General features: G+C 54.9%; 21 protein-coding genes. 10 read left to right on the top strand and 11 right to left on the bottom strand.

What is annotated here, in order from left to right:
• Positions 1-34: 34 nt before the first annotated feature.
• Positions 35-1,474 (bottom strand): MORN repeat-containing protein, encoded by a 1,440-nt coding sequence (locus tag L0666_RS08520; protein ID WP_235260370.1) that lies wholly within the window; start codon positions 1,472-1,474, stop codon positions 35-37.
• 137 nt (positions 1,475-1,611) lie between these two features.
• On the opposite strand from L0666_RS08520, the gene L0666_RS08525 reads away from it, so the two are divergent.
• Positions 1,612-3,291 (top strand): NAD+ synthase, encoded by a 1,680-nt coding sequence (locus L0666_RS08525; protein ID WP_235260382.1) that lies wholly within the window; start codon positions 1,612-1,614, stop codon positions 3,289-3,291.
• Here L0666_RS08525 and L0666_RS08530 read toward each other — a convergent pair.
• The gene (locus tag L0666_RS08530) at positions 3,288-4,235 is read right to left on the bottom strand and encodes a 1-phosphofructokinase family hexose kinase (RefSeq protein ID WP_235260387.1); all 948 of its coding nucleotides are present in this window, start codon (positions 4,233-4,235) and stop codon (positions 3,288-3,290) included. The two genes, L0666_RS08525 and L0666_RS08530, sit on opposite strands and share 4 nt — an antisense overlap.
• Positions 4,236-4,366: 131 nt before the next feature.
• On the opposite strand from L0666_RS08530, the gene L0666_RS08535 reads away from it, so the two are divergent.
• A complete protein-coding gene (locus tag L0666_RS08535) occupies positions 4,367-4,801 on the top strand; it encodes a DUF1801 domain-containing protein (RefSeq protein WP_235260395.1) in 435 nt (144 codons plus the stop codon).
• Here L0666_RS08535 and L0666_RS08540 read toward each other — a convergent pair.
• Complete coding sequence (locus L0666_RS08540; RefSeq protein WP_235260397.1) at positions 4,798-5,031, bottom strand: hypothetical protein; 234 nt, start codon at positions 5,029-5,031, stop codon at positions 4,798-4,800. The genes L0666_RS08535 and L0666_RS08540 overlap by 4 nt on opposite strands.
• A gap of 138 nt (positions 5,032-5,169) precedes the next feature.
• Between L0666_RS08540 and gltX the strand changes: the two genes are divergently transcribed.
• Positions 5,170-6,489, top strand: coding sequence for a glutamate--tRNA ligase (gene gltX / locus L0666_RS08545; protein WP_235260398.1), 1,320 nt, complete (start codon positions 5,170-5,172; stop codon positions 6,487-6,489).
• Positions 6,490-6,602: 113 nt separating this feature from the next.
• Entirely contained in the window at positions 6,603-7,991 is a 1,389-nt protein-coding gene (locus tag L0666_RS08550) for an MATE family efflux transporter (RefSeq protein ID WP_235260401.1), read from the top strand.
• On the opposite strand, the gene L0666_RS08555 is transcribed toward L0666_RS08550, so the two are convergent.
• The 3 genes from L0666_RS08555 to L0666_RS08565 are packed head-to-tail and all read right to left on the bottom strand — an operon-like array spanning position 7,926 to position 11,730.
• Positions 7,926-8,522, bottom strand: a complete 597-nt coding sequence (locus L0666_RS08555) for a gamma-glutamylcyclotransferase family protein (protein ID WP_235260405.1) — start codon at positions 8,520-8,522, stop codon at positions 7,926-7,928. The two genes, L0666_RS08550 and L0666_RS08555, sit on opposite strands and share 66 nt — an antisense overlap.
• A complete protein-coding gene (locus L0666_RS08560) occupies positions 8,519-11,047 on the bottom strand; it encodes an ABC transporter permease (RefSeq protein WP_235260411.1) in 2,529 nt (842 codons plus the stop codon). The genes L0666_RS08555 and L0666_RS08560 overlap by 4 nt, the downstream gene beginning before the upstream one ends.
• Complete coding sequence (locus tag L0666_RS08565) at positions 11,044-11,730, bottom strand: ABC transporter ATP-binding protein (RefSeq protein WP_235260414.1); 687 nt, start codon at positions 11,728-11,730, stop codon at positions 11,044-11,046. The genes L0666_RS08560 and L0666_RS08565 overlap by 4 nt, the downstream gene beginning before the upstream one ends.
• 73 nt (positions 11,731-11,803) lie before the next feature.
• On the opposite strand from L0666_RS08565, the gene L0666_RS08570 reads away from it, so the two are divergent.
• The 3 genes from L0666_RS08570 (at position 11,804) to L0666_RS08580 (ending at position 13,220) form a co-directional block, all read left to right on the top strand.
• Entirely contained in the window at positions 11,804-12,406 is a 603-nt protein-coding gene (locus L0666_RS08570) for an arylesterase (RefSeq protein WP_235261410.1), read from the top strand.
• A 46-nt stretch (positions 12,407-12,452) separates the two neighbouring features.
• Positions 12,453-12,662, top strand: coding sequence for a dodecin family protein (locus L0666_RS08575; protein WP_216038022.1), 210 nt, complete (start codon positions 12,453-12,455; stop codon positions 12,660-12,662).
• A 270-nt stretch (positions 12,663-12,932) separates the two neighbouring features.
• Positions 12,933-13,220: a hypothetical protein gene (locus L0666_RS08580; protein WP_235260416.1), complete on the top strand. Its 288-nt coding sequence runs from the start codon at positions 12,933-12,935 to the stop codon at positions 13,218-13,220.
• 79 nt (positions 13,221-13,299) lie between these two features.
• Here L0666_RS08580 and L0666_RS08585 read toward each other — a convergent pair whose 3' ends face one another.
• Entirely contained in the window at positions 13,300-13,506 is a 207-nt protein-coding gene (locus L0666_RS08585) for a cold-shock protein (protein ID WP_015496137.1), read from the bottom strand.
• Positions 13,507-13,773: 267 nt separating this feature from the next.
• Between L0666_RS08585 and L0666_RS08590 the strand changes: the two genes are divergently transcribed.
• On the top strand, positions 13,774-14,298 hold the full coding sequence (locus L0666_RS08590) for a PhnA domain-containing protein (protein WP_235260424.1): 525 nt from the start codon (positions 13,774-13,776) through the stop codon (positions 14,296-14,298).
• A gap of 1 nt (position 14,299) precedes the next feature.
• Here the strand turns inward: L0666_RS08590 and L0666_RS08595 are convergent, their stop codons facing one another.
• The 3 genes from L0666_RS08595 to L0666_RS08605 all read right to left on the bottom strand — a co-directional run bounded on the left by L0666_RS08595 (position 14,300) and on the right by L0666_RS08605 (position 18,553).
• Complete coding sequence (locus tag L0666_RS08595) at positions 14,300-14,923, bottom strand: sulfotransferase family 2 domain-containing protein (protein ID WP_235260426.1); 624 nt, start codon at positions 14,921-14,923, stop codon at positions 14,300-14,302.
• A gap of 27 nt (positions 14,924-14,950) precedes the next feature.
• Positions 14,951-16,606, bottom strand: coding sequence for an energy-dependent translational throttle protein EttA (gene ettA, locus L0666_RS08600; protein WP_235260427.1), 1,656 nt, complete (start codon positions 16,604-16,606; stop codon positions 14,951-14,953).
• Between the two features lie 81 nt (positions 16,607-16,687).
• Complete coding sequence (locus L0666_RS08605; protein ID WP_235260430.1) at positions 16,688-18,553, bottom strand: putative bifunctional diguanylate cyclase/phosphodiesterase; 1,866 nt, start codon at positions 18,551-18,553, stop codon at positions 16,688-16,690.
• A gap of 173 nt (positions 18,554-18,726) precedes the next feature.
• Between L0666_RS08605 and L0666_RS08610 the strand changes: the two genes are divergently transcribed.
• Both L0666_RS08610 and dacB read left to right on the top strand, forming a co-directional pair.
• Complete coding sequence (locus tag L0666_RS08610) at positions 18,727-19,362, top strand: nicotinate-nucleotide adenylyltransferase (protein ID WP_235260432.1); 636 nt, start codon at positions 18,727-18,729, stop codon at positions 19,360-19,362.
• A gap of 9 nt (positions 19,363-19,371) precedes the next feature.
• The gene (gene dacB / locus L0666_RS08615) at positions 19,372-20,916 is read left to right on the top strand and encodes a D-alanyl-D-alanine carboxypeptidase/D-alanyl-D-alanine endopeptidase (protein ID WP_235260436.1); all 1,545 of its coding nucleotides are present in this window, start codon (positions 19,372-19,374) and stop codon (positions 20,914-20,916) included.
• On the opposite strand, the gene L0666_RS08620 is transcribed toward dacB, so the two are convergent.
• Positions 20,913-21,344 carry a tellurite resistance TerB family protein gene (locus L0666_RS08620; protein WP_235260438.1) on the bottom strand — a complete coding sequence of 144 codons (432 nt, stop codon included), beginning with the start codon at positions 21,342-21,344 and terminating at the stop codon, positions 20,913-20,915. The genes dacB and L0666_RS08620 overlap by 4 nt on opposite strands.
• Positions 21,345-21,379 lie beyond the last annotated feature (35 nt).

Below are 21,379 nucleotides of genomic sequence, written 5' to 3' on the forward strand. Positions count from 1 at the left end.
CTTACATGTGTGAGGAGTTGCTCCATTTTTCTGTCTACTCGGTCGCGGTTTCCTCAACCACAACACCGTCTGTTGCGGGACTTGCTGTGCCTTGGGTCACCAGTGCGCCGTCTTGCCATTCGCCTTCAGCCACTTGGCCTGAAGCAGCGTAAGTCATTGTGCCTTCACCTTGGCGACGGCCCGAACGGAACATGCCGCTGTAGATGTCGCCATTGGTATATGTTGCTACGCCAAGGCCAGAGATTTCGCCTGTGTCCCATTGGCCTTCGTAGGTGAACCCGTCAGCCATAGTGATTTTACCGGTACCGTTTCGTTGGCCGCCCGAGAATTCGCCTTCATAGACTGTGCCATCGGCGTAAGTCGCAGTGCCAAAGCCTTCGCGTTGCCCGTTCGCCCATGTGCCGACATAGGTGTAGCCGTCCGCGTAGGTCATCGTGCCTTGGCCGTGGTTTTTGGCGTTTAGAAATTCGCCTTCATATACCAGCCCGTTTTCGTATGTCGCGACGCCAGTACCGTTGATAACGCCAGACTCCCAGCCGCCTGCATAGGTCGAACCGTCAGGATACGTGATCGTACCTGTTCCATGTGCAAGGTCGTTTTCAAAGGTACCTGCATAGGTGGATCCGTCGGGATAGGTGACTTCCCCAGTGCCTTCAATCTGGCCTTCGGACCATTGCCCCGCATAGCGGTAGCCATCAGCGCCAATAAATGTGCCGTCGCCGTCGCGCAGGTCGTTCACAAAGCCGCCTTGGTAAACGTCGCCATTTGCATAGGTTACCGTGCCCGTACCCGCACGCTTGCCGTCAACAAGGTCACCTTCATAGATGTCGCCGTTGGGCTGGGTCAAACGACCTGTGCCGCTCATCTGGCCGGCGTTCCACGTCCCTGCGTAAATTAAGCCGTCTGCCATGGTCAGAGTGCCGACGCCTTGGCGTTCGCCATCCGAAAGGGTACCTTGATAGATCGCACCGTCAGGGTAGGTGATCGTGCCTTCGCCTTCTTTGACACCATTGACCCATGGGCCTTCGTATATATAGCCGCCAGGGCTGCGCATTGTGCCTTGGCCGTGGTGCATCGCATTTCGGAAGTCGCCTTCATAGACGACGCCATTGGCGTAGCGAGCAATGCCACGGCCTGTGATTTTTCCATCCAGCCAATCGCCTTCGTAGGTGCCGCCGTCGGCGAAATTGATTGTACCGAAACCTTCTGGTTTGCCTGCCGCGAATTGGCCCTCATAGACAGAACCATTGGGAAAGCGGGCTGTGCCCTGGCCGCGGATTTCACCCTCGAACCATTCTCCAGTGTATTCGTAGCCGTTGGGCAGAGTGTATGTACCTTGGCCGTGTTGCAGCCCTGCGAGGAATTGGCCCTCGTAGATGCCGCCATCGTCGTATTGTTTCGTCTGCACAGATTGGGACAATGCGGGGTTTGCCAGCATTAAAGCGGCGATCAATGGAGTGGCGAGGCGCAACATATAGTCAGGTCTTTCATGCGAAATTTGGCAAAGAATAGGCGGAGTGCGCTTGTAAGACAACGGGGCTTTCGCGGGTTCGGCTTCCCCTTGCCGTCTATCGGCATTAAGTGGGTGTAAGACGCACGAAAGGTCGTACCATGAGCAAGAGTTTCCGCCTAACGATGGCGCAGTTGAACCCGACAGTCGGGGATATCGCAGGTAATGCAGCCAAGGCAAAAGTCGCATGGGATGAAGGCCGTGCGGCGAACGCGGATATGGTCATGCTCCCAGAGATGTTTTTGGTCGGATACCAGACGCAAGACTTGATCGTGAAACCCGCCTTTCAAGAAGCCGCCCGTGAAGCATTGGAAGGTTTGGCGAAAGAGTGCGCCGATGGCCCTATGCTGGGAATTGGAGGGCCGTTGGCCGAAGTGTCGGGTGAAGGTGCAAAGCTTCACAACGCCTATTTCATACTTAAGGGCGGCAAGGTTCATGCCACAACGCGCAAGTATTTCTTACCTAACTTCAATGTCTTCGATGAGGTCCGCCTGTTTTCGCGGTCAGATATGCAAGGCCCTTGGGATGCTGGTGATTTACGCATAGGCACACCGATCTGCGAGGATTCTTGGTATCCTGACGTCTGCGAAGCAATGGTCGAAAGCGGCGCTGATGTTTTGATGGTACCCAATGGCAGCCCATATTTCCGCGACAAACACGAATACCGCATGAACCAGATGGTTGCGCGGGTGACGGAATGTGATGTGCCGTTGGTCTATCTAAATATGGTCGGCGGGCAGGATGACCAAGTGTTTGACGGTGGGTCTTTTGTGCTGAACAAGCACGGCGCCTTGGCGGTGCAACTGCCTTGGTTTGACGAGGCCATCGTTCATGTTGATTTCACTCAAACCGATGATGGCTGGGTGGCTGAGAGCGGCGAAAAAGCCTTGGAACCAGACAGTCTGGAAACCGACTATGCGGCCATCGTGATGGGTCTGCGCGACTATATGGCTAAGACGGGATTCAAAAAGGTCCTGCTGGGACTGTCCGGTGGCGTAGATTCGGCGATCGTGGCTACGATTGCTGCTGATGCATTAGGGCCGGAAAACGTGCGCTGTGTGATGTTGCCGTCTGAATATACCTCTGAGGGGTCTTTGACCGATGCCAAAGCCGCCGCGGCGGCGCTGGGCGTGACATATGATATTGTGCCGATTGGCCTGACCCGAGATGCGGTGACGGAAACGCTGGCCCCGCTGTTTGCTGGGTTGGATGAAGGTCTGACCGAAGAGAATATTCAAAGCCGTATTCGCGGCCTTCTGCTTATGGCGCAGTCCAACAAGTTTGGGGAAATGCTTCTGACAACAGGCAATAAATCCGAAGTCGCGGTGGGCTATGCTACGATCTATGGGGATATGGCAGGTGGATATAATCCAATCAAAGACCTCTATAAAACGCGCGTATTTGATATTTGCCGCTGGCGGAACGCCAATCATCGTCTTTGGATGAAGGCCCCCGAGGGAGAGATGATCCCGGTTGCGATCATCGATAAACCCCCAAGTGCTGAGCTGCGGGACGATCAAAAAGACAGTGACAGCCTGCCGGAATACGACGTGCTGGATGGCATTCTTGAGATGCTGGTGGATGAAGAAGCAAGCGTCGCTGATTGCGTTGCTGCAGGGTATGACCGAGCGATCGTCAAGAAAATCGAACACCTGCTTTATATTAGCGAATACAAACGGTTCCAATCTGCACCAGGGCCAAGGTTATCGATGAAGGCCTTCTGGCTAGATCGTAGGTATCCAATTGTAAATCGCTGGCGCGACGACAGCGGCCAGACTTAAAGCGTTTCGATCTGCGTTAGCGGAAGCACCGCTTGAAAGTCAGGCAACAGACAAAGTTGCGTGCCTTCGGTCATGCAGGCCGCTGAAGCAGCAGCTGCACCGTGCCGAAATGCTTCCCCCAGCGGTAAGTCGCGAGCGAGCGCCATAGTAAACCCGCCGATAAAGCTGTCGCCAGCACCGACACGTGACCGAACTTCGATGTTTGCAGCATTCACACGGAGTTGTTGTTGCCCGTCGGCCAATACAGAACCGTCACGACCACGCGCGACAATGACCGTTCGGGCGGCGCCTTGATCGACTAGATGTTTGGCGAAGTCGGCGCTGTCCTTGCGTGTTACTAGTGGCCGCCGCGCGAGGGTTTCTGCCTCGTGCTGGTCCATCCTAAGCAAAAAGGGCGGTCGGTCTTGGCCCGCGGCCAGATGCGCAAGAGGAGGGCCAGACGTGTCGATCAGGATTTCCGCATCAATTTGCGAAAGGTCCTGACAGATTTCGGCGTAAAGGTTCGGCGAGGCGCCGTTTGGTCCGCTTCCTGACAGGACGATAAAACCGTTGGGCTTTGCGATGGCTGCCAGTGAAATCCGCATCGCCTGCAATTGCGCCGCGTTCCAATCAGGACCCGCAAGCATGAAACGGAACTGTTCGCTTGTGCTTAGGTCGGTCACTGCAAGGCTTTGTCGGGTGTCACCTGGGGCGTCATGGACAATAATGTCCAATCCGGCATTTTCTAATAGCTGTTTAACGACGCTGCCCGTATTTCCCCCAAGCGCCACAAACGGCCGCGCAGTCCCTCCGAGTTGGTGAACGGCGCGTGCCACGTTCAATCCGCCGCCGCCTGGATCGGGGTGAGGTTGCGCGCACCGCAGCTTTTCGTTTGGCCGCACTTGGAACGCGGACGTCGCCAGATCAAGTGCCGGGTTTAAGGTTACGGTTAGAATGTCACGCACAACGTCGCCTTTCGTAGTCTCGAAGTGGGCCTGCCATTAAAGCATTAAGTGACACATTCCAGAGTGCAAGCAAGTTAGGCGACACTGACGTAACCCCATGTTATTCTAGCTGCGATAGCATGGAGGTTTCTATGGCTGACCCCAAGAACAAGACCCAAGCGTCTGACGATGATGTTGACGCCTTTTTGCAGGGTGTAGAACACCCTACGCGTCGCGCTGACGCACAGGCGTTGGATGAGCTATTCCAAAAGATTACGGGATGGTCGCCGCGCATGTGGGGGCCAACGATTGTCGGATACGGACAATACCATTACGTCTACGACTCTGGCCGAGAAGGAGACATGTGCGCCACAGGGTTTAGCCCGCGCAAGAGCAACCTGAGCCTTTATATCATGCCCGGGTATCAGGACTTTGGCGAATTGTTGGGGCGGTTGGGTAAACACAAGACAGGTGCGGCCTGCCTTTATATTAACAAGCTGGCGGACGTGGATATGGCCGTCCTTGAAGAGATTATTCGGGCGGGACTAGATGATCTGGAAAAGCGTTGGCCTGTAAAGCCGAGCTAGCCGAGCAGGCGTCCGAGCACGCCCACTAAGACTTTGTAGGCCATAAATAGCAAGAAACTGCCAAGCGTTACGGAACTATGGATCAGTGAATAATACCAGACGAGAGGATGCACCGCACGTTCTGCCCCATGGGATGCGATATAATAGGTGCCTGCGTCCTTACTTCCGTTGAGCGCATCACCCCCCAGAATGACCGCAATAACCCAGAACACGGCGAAATTGATCACCATGACGGTAAGCACGCGTCTTTCGGTTTTTTCCCAGGAGGTAAGGGGGCGAGATTCTTGGAAGGCTGCCATAGGTACAATATGGACATTGTAGTTCAGTTGTGAAAGAGGCTGCGCAACCGATTTCAGGAAGTTTCCGCTATGACAACCACCCGTTTCGCCCCGTCCCCCACAGGTTATTTGCACATCGGTAACCTGCGCGCTGCGCTGTTTAACGCCGCGATTGCTCGACAGGCGGGTGGTACGTTCATCTTGCGTATTGATGATACGGATCCTGAGCGGTCCAAGCAGGAATACATCGACGGCATAATGGAAGATCTCACGTGGTTGGGTCTGACGTGGGACCGCGTTGAATATCAGTCCAAACGGTTGGACCGCTACGATCTGGCAAAGCAAAAGCTGATCGAGATGGGTCGTTTGTATGAGTGTTTCGAAACGCCGGTTGAATTGGACCTGAAGCGCAAGAAGCAGATGAACATGGGCAAACCGCCTGTGTATGACCGCGCCGCATTGGCGCTGTCTGAGGACGAAAAAGACAAGTTGCGCGCGGAGCGGGGCAGCCATTGGCGGTTTAAGCTGGATCACAAGCGGATCGAGTGGACGGATGGCATTATCGGCGACATCTCGATTGATGCGGCGTCGGTCAGTGACCCAGTGTTGTTCAAGAACGACGGCCAGATCTTATATACTCTGGCGTCGGTTGTCGATGACACTGAAATGGGCGTAACCAACGTTGTTCGTGGGTCCGACCACGTGACCAACACAGCCACCCAAATCCAGATGATAGAAGCGCTGGGCGGCACCGTGCCAAACTTCGCACACCATTCGTTGTTGACTGGGCCACAAGGTGAGGCGCTTTCAAAACGATTGGGGACGCTTGCGCTGCGCGACCTGCGAGCCAAGGGTATCGTCCCGATGGCGGTGCTATCGCTCATGGCACGGTTGGGTTCGTCTGATCCAGTTGAGCTACGTGAAACCGTGGATGAAGTCGTTGCAGGGTTTGACTTGAAGAAATTCGGATCGGCCCCGACTAAGTTTAACGCTGATGATCTGGGGCCACTAACGGCCCGTTGGTTGGCAGCACGCCCGTATGAAACCGTTGCAGACACGGTGGGCGATCTTGGTGTGCCTGCCGAACTCGGGGAACGGTTTTGGAATGTGGTCCGTGAAAACATCACGCACCTTGGTGAGATGGCCGAATGGTGGGCTGTGTTCCGTGACGGGGCAGAACCGCAAATTGCTGATGAAGACGCAGAGTTTATTCCGCAGGCCTTGGCGCTTTTGGGGGATCCGCCTTATGCGGATGACACGTGGGCCACTTGGACATCAGCGGTAAAAGAAGCCACAGGTCGCAAAGGCAAGGGGTTATTCATGCCGCTGCGCCATGCAGTGACTGGCCGCACACGAGGTCCTGAGATGGCCGACGTGATGCCGTTGCTTCAGGTCAAGCCAAAGGGCTAAGGCTCTCCCAACGCAGCTTGATCCGGCACCATCGACGATGTGCGGTAATAGTATAAGGTCTGTTGGTTTTCGTTGTCTTGCCTCGATGCAGTCGAAGGCAGATAGTCCAACACATGAATGAACAGGCAAAGTTTCTTAGCGGATCGTTGATGCGCCACATCACCGTCATGGCGCTTACGTCGTCGGTTGGGTTGATGGCGGTGTTTCTTGTCGACTTTATCGACATGATTTTCATCTCGATGCTGGGCAAAGCAGAGCTAGCAGCGGCCATCGGTTATGCGGGAGCGATCCTGTTTTTCACATCGTCATTCGGGATCGGCATGGCAATCGCGGGTGGGGCATTGGTTGCGCGTGCCTTAGGCGAAGGCAACAAAGACCTGGCCCAACGACAGGCGACCAACGTTCTGATTTTCGGAGCTATATTTGGTGCGGTCTTCGCTGCGCTTGTCTGGTTCAATCTTTCCTCGATTGTAGGGCTGGTTGGCGCCACTGGGCAGACTGCAGATCTGGCGATTAGTTATCTGAGCATCATCATCCCTTCGTTGCCGATGCTGTTGATTGGCATGGTTGGTGGTGCGATCCTTCGCGCGCACGGTGATGCGCGCCGTTCTATGTTGGCGACGATTGTAGGTGCTTTGGTGAATGGGGTTCTTGATCCCATTTTTATATTTGGGTTCGGGATGGAATTGCAGGGCGCGGCTTGGGCTTCGGTTGCTGCGCGTGTTGCCATTGGTGTGACGGCTTTGGTGCCGATCATTCGTTTTTATGGCGGTTTTGGGCGGCCCAATTTGGCTAGTGTGCTGCCGGATTTGCGCCCGGTGATGATCATCGCGTTCCCCGCGATCCTGACTCAATTGGCGACGCCTATTGGGCAAGCCTATGTTACCCGCGCTATGTCGGAGTTCGGCGAAGATGCTGTTGCGGGCATGGCGATTGTCGGTCGCCTGACACCCGTGGCGTTCGCGATTATTTTTGCTTTGTCGGGGGCCATAGGCCCAGTCATCGGGCAAAACTTTGGCGCGAGACAGATGGATCGTGTAAAGGGCGCTTTTCGCGATGGGCTAATCTTTACGGGCGTTGTTGTGGCTATTGTGTCTGGGCTCTTGTTTGCGACACGACCACTGTTGGTGATGTTGTTTGACCTTGATGGCCAAGTGCAATCGCTGGTGTTCCTGTTCGCAGGGCCATTAAGCCTGATGTGGTTCTTTAACGGCATGATCTTTGTCAGCAACGCCGCCTGCAACAACATGGGTCATCCGTTTTATTCGACGATCGTGAATTGGGGGCGGCATACGCTTGGCACGATCCCATTTGTTGTCGTGTTTTCAGCGTGGTTTGGCGCGGGTGGCGTGTTGATAGGGCAGGCCGTTGGTGGCGTATTATTTGGTCTGATCGCGCTGGTAATCGCGCTTCGGATCATGCGCGGCGGCGGCGGCTCAGCTGGCGCGGATGGCGTCCACAAGCAGGCGCGCATCTTTGGCTGGACGTACAAGAACCGATAAGGCCGCGATTGCGTCGTCCACGATATCGCGAGTTTTAACCGCCAACGGTCGCGACCGCGGATAGAGGGGCGCGTCGCGATCATCTAGGATTGGCCCCCAGCCGTGTGTCGTCGCAAAGAAATGTGCTGCGCCGTCATCGCCCATGAGAGACGTGTAGCCAGAGACGACCACATCCAGATAGCTGAGCAAGATCGGATGCCCCGTGCTGGGTGGGGCGGTGTGTTCGGGGTTGGCCTCGTAAACTGCAGTATCGGTTTTGAATTGGGCGGTTACATCGCGGCGCAGGTAAGCATTTTCACGGGCATCAAGGGCGTCCCAATTGGCATTTGGCACACCTGCGGTGATGCCGTGAAGTGTCGTCTTAGGGCAGGGCTCAACTGACAAAAATGCGACAGGGCGTGTGCGGGCATGACACCAAACACGCCGCCACCCCGTAAGCGTTGCGGGGGTCGGATCAGCGTAACTATGGGTCGCCAAGTTCACGAGGCTACCATAGCCGAAAAACTGCGGATGTGGGTCAGTCTTGGTCATTCACGCGACCTTAGAACACGTGCTGGTTTGGCCGCAAGCGGGCGCAGGGCAAAAGCTAGTCCTGCAAGCAAAGTCGCCCCCATTCCGCCCAAGATGATAACGCTGGCCGAGGTCCAGATCGGGCTGAAATCTGTTTCCATGATGAAGGTCGATACCGCCCATCCGCCAAGCATTCCAGCGGCCAGCGCGACGAGCCCCGCAGCAAGTCCAAGCAGTGCAGAACGAAGCGCGAAGCTGCGCAGGATAGTTGAGCGTGAGGCGCCAAGGGTCTTTAGCATCGCGGATTCATAGGTGCGCGCAGGTAGCCCTGCAGCGGCGGCCCCGATCAAAACAAGGAACCCAGTCAAAAGGGTGGCCAACGCGCCATAACGTGTCGCCGCCGAGATACCGCCGAGCAGGCCAACGACTTGATCAATCGCGTCGCGCACCCGAATGGCTGTGATGTTGGGATAAGCCGAGGCAAGGTCGCGCAGGATGGCGGCTTCGGCCTCTGGGGTGCTGTAAACAGTACTGATCCAAGAATGGGGCGCGCCTTGTAGGGCGGCGGGGTTCATAGACATGATGAACCCCATTTGCGCGTTTTCGAAACTGACTTCGCGAAAGCTGGCGATGGTCGCGGTGATGTCGCGTCCCAAGATGTTCGTTGTTATCGTATCGCCGATTTTCAGCCCCATTTCGGCGGCCTCTTCGGCGGCAAAGCTAATGAGAGGCGGGCCTGTATAATCGGCGGGCCACCATGTGCCTTCGGTGATGACCGTGCCATCGCCCGGATCAGCAGAATAGGTGATCCCACGATCCCCGCGCAAAACCCAATGGTCGGCCACATCGCTGGCGGGCTGGCCGTTGATTTGGGTGATAATGCCACGCAGCATTGGCGCGGCTTCGTATTCGCTAACAGCTGGGTCCCGGTCAAGGCGTGCGCGGAACCCATCGATTTGATCAGGCTGGATGTCGACAAAGAAATAGGATGGTGCAACGTCTGGGAGCTCGGTTGCGATGGAATTGCGAAGGTTCCCATCGATCTGTCCAACGGCGGCAAGCACCGAAAGGCCAAGACCAAGGGAGAGGACAACAGAAGTGGTTTCGCCCCCTGATCCGATTGCGCCGAGCGCTGCCCGCAAAGCCAGTCGGCCTCGGGCAAGGCGGCTGAACTTGCGGGCTGTGAAACGGGCGAAAGCGGCGGCGATGACAAGCAGGGCAAGTGCGCCAGCGATGCCACCCGCTGTCCAAAGTGTCAGAAAGGCAGTACCGGAGAACAAGATCGCCGAACCGATTAGCAATGCGAGGAGCAAAGCTGTCGCTATTAGATACCGCGTCGCCGGAAGGGCACGTCCCGCGCTGAAGGAGTCGCGAAACAGCGTGGCGGCTTTGATGTTGTCCGTGCGTGCCAAGGGCCAAAGGGTGAAGATGGCCGCTGCAAGTACGCCATAGATCGCGGCCTCGATCAGTGGTGCGAGGTGCAATGTGAATTCAGCGGGTATCGGCAATCGAGCTTCGATCAATGGCGCAAAGGCGAGCGGAATAGCGGCGCCAAGGATCAGACCAATTGCGACACCCAAAAGTGTTAGGATGCCGATCTGTAGACCATAACTAAGAAAAATCGTGTTCCGCGTTGCGCCAAGGGTTTTCAATGTCGCGATGGTGTTCGATTTCCCTGCCAAATATGCGCGCACGGCGGCCGAAACACCGACACCCCCAACGGCTAGCCCCGACAGGCCAATCAGGATTAAGAAGGCACCGATACGGTCGACAAAGCGTGCAACTCCGGGGGCGCCGGCACGGGCATCGCGCCACCGCAGGCCGCTGTTTGCAAACTGCTCTTCGGCCTCATTTTCTAGGAGATCGAGGTCTGCGTCCTCGGGCAGATCGAGGCGATAGTTGGTTTCCATCAGGGTGCCTGTGGCAAGCAAGCCGGAGTTCGCCAGATCATCAAGAAGAACCAAGGTCCGCGGACCAAGGCCAAAGCCGCCGCCAGAGTTGTCAGGGTAACTGACAAGGATCGCCGACAACAGGAAGGTTTGATCGCCTAGCTTGAAGGTATCCCCAACAGCAAGGCCAAGCCGATCCGCCAGTACACGTTCGACCACAGCACCGGGATACGTTCCGTTGCCATCAAAGGCGTCGGCCAGCGGCATTGGTGGGGCAAGAACCGTTTGACCGATCAAGGGATAAAGATCATCCACGGCTTGCACTTGGGTCAGACCACGTTCGACGGTTTCGCGATTAACAACCAACATGGAGCGGAAATCTGTGGTCTCGGAAACGCGGGTCGCGATGTTTGACATCCATGCACGTTCATCGTCATTGGCAAAGCGATAGGTGAACCGCACGACGGCATCTCCGCCAAGCAAGGACGCGCCTTCGGCTTCTAGCCCAGCTTGGATAGAGGCACGGACGGTGCCGACGGCAGCAATGGCCGCGACACCTAGAGCGAGGCAGGCAAGGAAAATGCGAAACCCGCGTAAACCGCCACGCAATTCTCGTTTGGCAAAGATCCATGCTAATTTAAAGGCAGTCAGGCTCATTGCGCGGCCAGCGTTGCTGTATCAATGCGCCCGTCGCGCAAGCGCACGACACGGTCACATCGGTTGGCCAATTCATTGGAGTGGGTAACCATGATCAATGTCGCGCCATGTTGGTCACGCAAGGCAAAGAGCATGTCGATGATCGCCGCGCCATTGGTTTCATCAAGATTCCCGGTCGGTTCGTCCGCCAACAGGATTTTGGGGCGCGTGACGGATGCACGTGCCAATGCAACGCGTTGTTGTTCCCCCCCCGACATTTGCGCAGGGTAGTGATCGGCCCGATGAGAAAGCCCAACGGCCGCCAATTCATTGGCGGCGCGTTCAAAGGCATCGCGAACACCCGCGAGTTCCAGCGGAGTTGCTACATTTTCCAGTGCCGTCATTGTCGGGATGAGGTGGAAAGATTGAAACACCACGCCCATATTATCCCTACGAAACCGTGCGAGCGCGTCTTCGCCCATTCGGGTAAGGTCTGTGCCAAGTGCGGTGATGGTTCCGTCGCTGGCTGTTTCTAGCCCGCCCATCAACATGAGGAGTGATGATTTGCCCGATCCACTAGGCCCCACCAACCCGAGCGTTTCACCCTGCGGCACGGTCAGTGAAATATCATGCAAGATATCAACGGTTCCGGCGTTACCTGACAGAGAGAGGGATACGTCGGAAAGGGACAAAGCATCAGTCATTGGTCGGGCCTTTTCGGGTTTGGGCTCTTTGACATATGGGGTGATCCGCGCGAGTGGCAACCTGTGTTTGGCGATGATTTTGACCGTTGGCATGGCGCAGGCGGAAACCAAGACAATTGCCGCTTTAGGCGATTCTTTGACCCAAGGCTACGGGCTGCCAATTGAGGACGGATTTGTGCCGCAACTTGAGGCGTGGTTGCTGGCCAAGGGCGAAGATGTTGAGGTGATAAATGCTGGTGTGTCAGGTGATACGACAGCAGGCGGGCTAAGCCGCGTGGCGTGGACGTTGACGCCGGATGTGGATGCACTGATCTTAAATCTGGGTGGTAACGACCTGTTACGAGGCATTGATCCGGCCGTAAGCCGTGCCAATCTTGATGCCATTTTGCAGTTGGCAACGGAGGCCGGTGTCGATGTTTTGTTGGTTGGGCTTGATGCACCAAGCAACTATGGCACGGACTATGAAGTGGCATTTGAGGGGATGTTTCCTGACCTTGCCGGTGCCTATGACGCCGATCTTTATGAAAATTTCTTTGCTCCGCTTGAGGATGGGGGGGACGTAAACGCCGCGCGTGCGGCCTATATGCAGGCCGATGGAATTCATCCAAACGCCGCAGGCGTTGCGCTGATTGTAAGCGGGATCGGGCCATCGGTTCTCGAGCTGATTGCGCCGTAGGCCGCTGACAGGTAGCGTGGACGCCTAACTTAGTAGGAGTAAAGATATGTCCAATACCGTAGCAAAAGTCACAGAAATCATCTGTTCGTCTTCCAAGTCGTTTGACGATGCCGTCGAGAATGGCATCAAACGCGCCTCCGAGACGCTTAAGGGGATCACGGGTGCATGGGTTGCCGACCAAAAAGTCACGGTCACTGACGGTAAGATTGATGAGTACCGTGTTGTTCTTAAGGTGACATTCGTCCTGAAGGACTAAAATAGTCGCCAAACGTAAAACTAACACGGGCGCTACGAATTGAGGCGCCCGTCTTATGGCGATATGGCTGGTCCCCAAGCCGTGCGCCAGCGATCGCGGTTTTGATCGTACTAACGTCGCACATAAAATGGGCGACGCACCTTTAGTCCGTTCATGCTTTTTGGCTTTGCCGCTTAATAGACATGTTATGGGAATGGGGCGGTTGCTTTCCCCTCGCGCCGCCTAATGGCCCGAAGTACATTTGGGCAACTGCAACATTTGGGGACTGTCATGTTCAAATTTCTGTTTGGAAAGACCCGCGGTAAAGCGGCAATTGAAACCCAGCGCGATACCGTTGCCCGCGCTGTCGATGAGCTCAATAGCGTTTTGGCGTTGATGGCGGATAAACCTGTGGTGGGTATCGACCTAAATAGCGGGTTGATCACCGTCGATCTGCCAGAGCAGATGCCAGACGAAGCCTTGGCTTTGCCTGCTCCAGAAGAGGCTGCGGAAACCGTTAAAGACGCCGTCGAAGGCGAGGTTGCCGAAAAGGCCGAGGTTACTGAAAAAGCCGCGTAACTCGGGTTTGGCGAATTGATACGAAAAAGGGCGGCCCCAAAAAGGAGCCGCCCTTTGCTTTGGTCAAAAGACCGAAAGCTTATGCGAGTGCGAGGTTAACCGCGGATTCGCGACCGTCGCGGCCAGCTTCGACGTCGAAAGTAACTTTCTGATCGTCTGCCAGACCTGTAAGGCCGGAACGCTCAACTGCGGAGATGTGAACGAATACGTCCTTGCCGCCAGTTTCAGGAGCGATAAAGCCGAAGCCTTTTGTTGTGTTGAACCATTTGACTGTACCGTTGGCCATGTCATGTCTTCCTTTAATTATGTTGCCCGCATTGTGCGGCAACCGTGGCGTAGTCAGTGCTAGGTCGAAGAACTGTGTGCCGTAAAAGGTAGACAGGGGTCGAGATAGAATAACGTTTGCACCGCTGATATGGGGCAGGGCGCTTTGTTTTGCAAGAGGTATCGCTTCGCCGCGTCATTTCGGCAGATTCACGCTTAGGTTGTTTGGGGTTGCTAAACGAACAAGAGCAGTGTCTTGAGAGTGGTAATAAAACAAGGGGTTAGCGCGATGCGTTGGGATGAATTGATGGACCGCGCCGGTGGCGTTTGTGAATTTTGCGGCACAGCGGGCGAATTGGCTTCTGTGGACGTGCCGCCGAGTGATCAGGTGCTTTTATGTTCTTCTTGTCGGGGTGAAGGCGACGTTCCTGCCGCACATTGGCGCTGCCTTGAGGGGGCGATGTGGTCTGCAGAGCCTGCCGTTCAGATTGCCGTTTATCGCCGCTTGGGTGAGATCAAAGAGATGTGGGCCTCTGATGCGCGCGATAGCATGGTGATGGAACCAGAGGTTCTCACCCGCGCGCAGGATGTCGCAGAGGTTTTGGAACATTTTGACAGCAACGGCATGCGGCTGGAACACGGTGACACGGTTGTTTTAGTCAAGGACCTGCCGGTGAAAGGTGCTGGTTTTACAGCGAAACGCGGGACTGCGGTGCGCAACATTTCCTTAGTGCCTGACAATGCCGCGCACATTGAGGGCCGCGTTGAGGGGCAGCGGATCGTGATTTTAACCGAGTTCGTGAAGCGGAAGTAAGTTACTCGAAAGTGTAACCAAAGTTCGTGACGTCGTCGGCAAACCATCTCGCGACGCGGTCAACAGACTCTTCGGAGTAGGCCGTTCTGAAATCAGATTTCTTTGTGCTGTTCTTGTGAGGCAGTTCGACGGAACAGCCGAGCGTCTCACAAACGGTTTGAAAGTCGTTCTCTAAGGTTTCAAAGCGCCCAACGAAATCGACGTCGATCTGGCCATTGTTGTTTAGCAACAGTTCGGATTGCTGGCGCATCGGGGCCGTGTCGCCGTGTTTGGCAATAAATGCGTTAAAATCTAAAGTTGATGCATCATCGAATGCAGGCCGGCCTTCTTTGAGTTTTGAAAACTTATAGTAAGAGAGCAGCCTGCTCCAAGGGTTTCTTACAAAGCAGAACGAGTAATAGGAATCGTAAGCTTCATCGCCAATCGTTTGCCGAAGTTCGGTGGCGGTGGGATGCGACCCAGCGGCGTGGATTCCGTAAGGGTCGCGTTTTGTAGTTCTTATGTCCACATAACGTACGAAACGCTGGATTCTTGAGAATGCAAATGGGCGGAGAGCCTTTTCCACGCTTTGGCCACCAGTTTTACCGATGTGTAGGAAAACGAATTTCCGACGGTGGCAAATCATAAAGCTACTCCGCACATTGCAATATTCTTAGCGTGCAAACTTCTTATGCTTCATCCGTTTGGGTTCCATCGCATCCGCACCAAGGCGCTTTTTCTTGTCTTCTTCGTAGTCCTCAAAGTTGCCTTGGAACCACTCGACGTGGGCTTCGCCTTCGAATGCGAGGATGTGTGTGCAAATCCGGTCGAGGAAAAAACGGTCGTGGGAGATGACCACAGCGCAGCCTGCGAAATCCACCAGCGCGTCTTCGAGCGCACGGAGCGTTTCGACGTCTAGATCGTTGGTAGGTTCATCGAGAAGCAATACGTTGCCGCCGGATTTCAGCAGCTTAGCCATGTGCACGCGGTTACGTTCACCACCGGACAGTACGCCCAGTTTCTTTTGCTGATCGCCGCCTTTGAAGTTGAACGCGGAACAGTAGGCGCGGGAGTTCATTTCCGCATCACCCAGTTTGATCACTTCGCCGCCGCCAGAAATTTCTTCCCAGACTGTCGCATTGGCATCGAGATCATCACGGGATTGATCAACATAGGAAAGCTGAACCGTATCGCCATACGTTACCGAACCGGAGTCCGGTTCGATTTGGCCCGTTAGCATGCCGAACAGCGTGGATTTACCCGCGCCGTTTGGCCCGATCACACCAACGATGCCGCCTGGTGGCAGATCAAAGCTGAGGTCTTCGACCAAGAGTTTGTCACCCATGGCTTTAGTCAGATTTTTGACCTCGATCACCTGAGAGCCAAGACGAGGACCATTTGGGATGATGATTTGGGCACGGCCCATTTTTTCGCGCTCGGACTGATTGGCGAGGTCGTTGTAAGCGCTGATACGGGCTTTGGATTTGGCCTGACGGGCTTTGGCGCCTTGGCGCATCCATTCGAGTTCGCGCTCTAGCGTTTTTTGCTTGGACTTGTCTTCTTTGGCCTCTTTTTCGAGGCGTTTTGCTTTGGCTTCGAGCCAGCTGGAGTAGTTGCCTTCGTGCGGGATGCCAGAACCGCGGTCGAGTTCCAAGATCCAACCCGTGATCGCATCGAGGAAGTAACGGTCGTGGGTGACGATCAAGATTGTGCCTTTGTAATCTATCAGGTGCTGCTGCAACCAAGCGATTGTTTCGGCGTCGAGGTGGTTGGTCGGTTCATCGAGTAGCAACATGTCTGGCGCGTCCAGCAGCAGTTGGCACAGCGCAACGCGGCGCTTTTCACCACCTGAAAGTGTTGTGACATCGGCGTCGTCGGCGGGACAGCGCAGGGCTTCCATGGAAACGTCGACTTGGGCGTCGAGGTCCCACAGGTTTTGACTGTCGATTTCGTCTTGAAGCTGCGCCATTTCATCGGCGGTTTCATCAGAATAGTTCATCGCGAGTTCATTGTAGCGATCAAGGATATCCTTTTTCGCCTTAACGCCCAGCATGACGTTTTCACGGACTGTGAGGTTTGGGTCCAGTTCTGGTTCCTGCGGCAGATAACCGACAGTTGCGCCTTCGGCGGCCCATGCTTCGCCCTGAAATTCTTTGTCTTGGCCAGCCATGATCCGCATTAGGGTGGATTTACCCGTGCCGTTCACGCCCACAACGCCGATTTTGACACCAGGTAGGAAGTTCAAGCGAATGTTTTCAAAGACCTTTTTACCACCGGGGTAGGTCTTGGATACGCCATCCATGAAGTAAACATATTGATAGGCTGCCATGTCTCTGGTCCCTCGGTTGGAAATTGCTTTTGCCAGTGAATACGCGCGCTCGACGGGCTGTGCAATGGGCAGTGCAGGAGGCTAAGCGTGCAGAGGTGGCACGTTTTTCGCGCTCTCCTGAAGCCAGATATGCAAAGCCTCGGTCGTCAGGGGGCGCGACAGCCAATACCCTTGGATAATTGCGCAGCCCATGTTCTGTAACACGTTGGCTGCTTGCACGTCTTCTACACCTTCAGCGATAACGGTTAGGCCTAGATCATTAGCGAGTTCCACAATTTTGCGAACAATTTTGCGACTTTGAGGGTCGTTCAATAGGGCTCCGATCAAGCTGCGGTCGATTTTCACACCGGACACGTCTAACGATGCGAGATGGGACAAGCCCGCAAAGCCGACGCCAAAGTCATCAAGGTGCACATGAAAACCAGCCAGTCGTAAATCTTTGATGATTGCGGCATGCGATTTGATTTCGGCGGCTTCACCGAAGTCGGTGTTTTCCAGTACCTCAATTGTTATTTGCGATCGATCGATAGAACCAGCCTCGACGCCCCAGACCAATCGATCAACAAAGTCAGGATGATTGAGAAGCTCAGGAGACGCGTTGAATGCGACGTTCAAGTGGCCCTGTCCAATTTCGTTTAGCCGTGCTTTTTCCGAAAGGGCTGCCTCCATCGCGAGCAGATCTAGCGATCCCATGAGCCCCAAGTCTTTCACAATGGGCAAGAAGTCATCTGGAAGGATTAACCCGTCTTCCGGGTGCAGCCATCGAACAAGTGTTTCCATCCCGACGATTTGCCGCGATGTGAGGTCCATTGTTGGTTGAAAGTAGAAATCAAGTGCGCCGATATCGATGGCTTCGGCCAAGTCGAGAGCATGGCGCAGCTGGACAGAATGTCGAGCATGTAGGTCCTCATCATAAAGGACGGCTTGATTGCGGCCAGAGCGTTTCGCCTCATAAAGGGCGAAATCGGATCTCACGAGTAATTCGCCCGCCGTCGAAGGTTGTGAATGCGATAACGCGGCACCAATGCTTGCCTGAACCCGAAGAATTCGTCCCATCCATTCAAAAGGTTCCGAGATTGCTTGGATTAGGGCCTGACTTAAACGGTTAAGATGGTCGAGGTCCGTCGATTCTGGGCACGCCACGACAAATTCATCCCCGCCTACCCGCGCTACCAAATCGCAATTACGAATGTTGTCTCGGATTACGTTGGCGGCATGGACTAACACGGCATCTCCAGCAGAATGGCCGTGGGTGTCGTTCATGTCTTTGAAGTTATCGAGGTCGATGTGCAGAAGGCCGACGGGATCACGTTGTTCTGTGCCCAGCGCGCCTTCTATGAAATCTAGAAACGCTCCCCGGTTTGGGATGCCGGTAAGTGTGTCATGCGTTGCTTGTTGTTCAAGGCGTTGGCTGATGTCATGCAGTTGCGTCTGTTGATCAACTTGTTCGGTTACATCGCGGCAAACAAGAATTGCGTTCTCTTCGCCTTCGGCCGTTTTAACAAATGAAACGCTAATCTGATTCCAGAACAGAGTTCCGTCTGAACGCTGATTTTCCACCAGTTCGTAGCCGTTCCATTTTGGGTCTGCCGGATCAAATCGGAAATCTGCAATCTGTTGTGCTGAAAATTTCTTGCCGTCGGGTAGGGCGTGTTCGAGAGGGGAGCGCCCAATTACCTCTTCTCGTGAAAGTCCATGTATACGACAGTAAGAATTGTTTGCCCAAAGAATTCGCCCCTTCATGTCTTGGATTACGATCCCGTCAGGCGCGTGTTCACATGCGAGTTTAAGGTGTTCTACGTCATGCAAGGTTTGGGCAATGTCACGTCGGGTTTCGTGAAGTTCATCGCGCAGGCGTGTGTTGTGCCGACACGCCCGATAAAGCAATGGTATCAAAACCAGAGCGAGAGCACCCAGAAAGAGAATCGAAACGACGAAAATGGACACCGATAACCCTTTGTTCGACTGCTTTTTCTTACTTTGGAGTAAATGTGTTTGATTATTGTTAACAGTCTAGGCAGCTTTTGAGGCCCAAAACCGTAGAAGTTTTCACCTAAGACATTGAGCGCTTCGCCAAAGCGGAATTGCCATTAGGGCGGGTGCTGCGTAAGGACCGTTTAATGCAACGTAATGGAATGCCATATGCTCGCGCTGGTCAGGTGGTGGGATTGCTGGGGGGATCGTTTGATCCGGCCCACGAAGGGCATGCCCATATTTCCAAGGCTGCGATAACTCGTTTGGGACTGGATCGGGTCTGGTGGCTGGTTAGCCCCGGGAATCCATTGAAAGAAAAGGGACCGGCGCCGATAGCCGATCGTGTTTCGCGGGCAAAAGCGGTAATGCAGCACCCCCGTGTTCAGGTTACCGACATCGAGCAGCGCCTTGGGACTCGTTATACCGCAGAAACGATTGCAAAGCTGCAGATAGCCTATCCAGATGTTCGGTTTGTCTGGCTCATGGGGGCCGATAATTTGACACAGTTCCATCTTTGGCAAAATTGGCAGGAGATCATGCATCGTGTTCCTGTTGCTGTTTTTGCTCGTCCGGGAGATCGGATCTCTGCACGGATGTCACGGGCCGCTCGGATGTATCGTGAAAATCGTTTGATCGGTCGCGCTGCGTCATTGCTGGGACAGTCTGAAGCGCCTGTGTGGACCTTTATTAACCTGCCGATGTCGCAATCGTCATCGACTGCGATCAGAAATGCAGGGGATTGGACACCTGGTACGGTTGTTGGCGATGATGATGAGAATTAGAGTAGTTTAATGTCTGTGAACCTTACGCGCCGGGCCCTATTGGGCGGATTGTTAACCAGTACTGCAGGTGCCGCATTGGCAGAGGGGCCGTTGCAGTCCATTCGGCCGAATGCACGTTCTGAGGTACCTGTTGCGTCCGCCGCGCCCGAAAGCAGCCCGATCCCACGTATTGCCCCACGTTTGCGGGCAACAATTGAAGAACTCATCGCAGCTGCTGATCTGGATGGAACGGTTGGTTGCGTTCTTGCGGATGCCCGTACGGGCGAGGTTCTGGAGCGGGTTGATGGGGGGGTATCGCTTCCGCCTGCGAGTGTGACCAAGGCAGTGACCGCGCTTTATGCGCTGGATGCTTTGGGCGGAGCGCATCGGTTCGTGACGCGTGTTTTTGCGATTGGGGGCATTTCCGAAGGCATTTTAAGTGGTGATTTGATTTTGGCTGGTGGAGGCGACCCCACACTTTCGGCAGATCATTTGGCTGAACTTGCGGAAGCAACAAAAGCAGCGGGCATTTCAGAGGTCACGGGCCGTTTGTTGTGCTGGCGCGGGGCGTTGCCCTACGCCGAAGAGATTGAACCATCACAGTTGGACCACCTTGGGTATAATCCGGCGGTCAGCGGGCTGAATTTGAACTTTAACCGCGTTCATTTTGAATGGCGGCGCGTAAGCGGTAATTGGCAGACAACGATGGATGCCCGCACGGATAACCGTGTTCCGAGGGTCCGTATGGCAAAAGTCCGCATCGTTGACCGTGGTGCGCCTGTGTTTGCGACAGATGGGCCGGATTCTTGGTCGGTCGCTCGATCCGCTTTGGGTAACGGAGGGTCACGTTGGATGCCTGTACGCCAGCCTGCATTGTATGCCGGTGATGTGTTCCGAACGCTTGCGGCTGAAATCGGGCTGCGTTTGCCAGAACCTGAGGTGATAGACGACCTGCCTGACGGGGACGAGATCGCGCAGCATCGCAGTGGCACGCTGCGCACAATTCTCAATGATATGTTGTTGTATTCGACCAACCTTACTGCAGAAATCTGCGGATTGGCCGCTTCTCAGGCACGGTTCGGAACGGCTCTGGGCATCGAAACCTCCGCGGCGCACATGACCACATGGGTCGGAGAGACGTTTGGTCTGGAGGCGAAGTTTGTCGATCACTCGGGGCTGAGCGACGAAAACCGGATTAGTGCGGATGATATGGTGAAACTGTTGCTCCAAGAAGGGCCGGACGGGCCGTTGAGACCCATTCTGAAACGCATTGCGATGACGGATGCCGACAACAATCGTCTTGAGGGGTATCCTATTGAAGTTAGAGCGAAAACGGGCACACTGAATTTCGTCAGTGCGCTGTCTGGATATATTGAAACGGTTGAGGGCAAGGATCTCGCGTTTGCGATTTTCACCGCAGATATCGAACGCCGTGAGCGCGGCAAAGCAGCGGGCGATGAAGTCCCTGCAGGTTCGATTGAATGGAACAGGCGGTCCAAGCGGTTGCAACAACAACTGCTGCAACGCTGGGGTTTGGTCTATCGCGACGAAGTATTGGACCTCGAGCGCGGTTAAAGCGTCATGTGACGCGCACGTGCGCCACGTTCAATGGCTGCCGCATGGAGGCGGTCAATATTTAGCTCATAGCGGATTTCTTCGAGCATACGCAGTTCGGATTGCGCGATGTCTCCGTCGGCCGCTGCCACGTCACAAGCCATTGCATAGGCGGTTTCGTTCAGGCGTTCTGGCAAGGTTTGGCGGATCAGCCCAAAGAGCGCATCTAGGCCATCTTCTTGATCAAATAGATCAAAGACGGTTTGTGACACACGCGGGACATGATCCGCGTCGTAGCCAGCAAAAACGGGCAGGTTATTGATAATGTCAGTGATTTTCACCAGCTCCGCTGTGCGGATGTTTTCGTCACTGGCAGATACGGCGATCATGACCGCACATAATGCGTCTTGGGCGGTAAGGGACGGGGTCCCGGAAATTGAGTCTGGCATCGAGTAGTACTCCTGCTTGTTGGTTCACATTTATT

The sequence above is a fragment of the Octadecabacter algicola genome, from assembly GCF_021532625.1.
In the GTDB taxonomy this organism is placed as follows: Bacteria; Pseudomonadota; Alphaproteobacteria; order Rhodobacterales; family Rhodobacteraceae; genus Octadecabacter; species Octadecabacter algicola.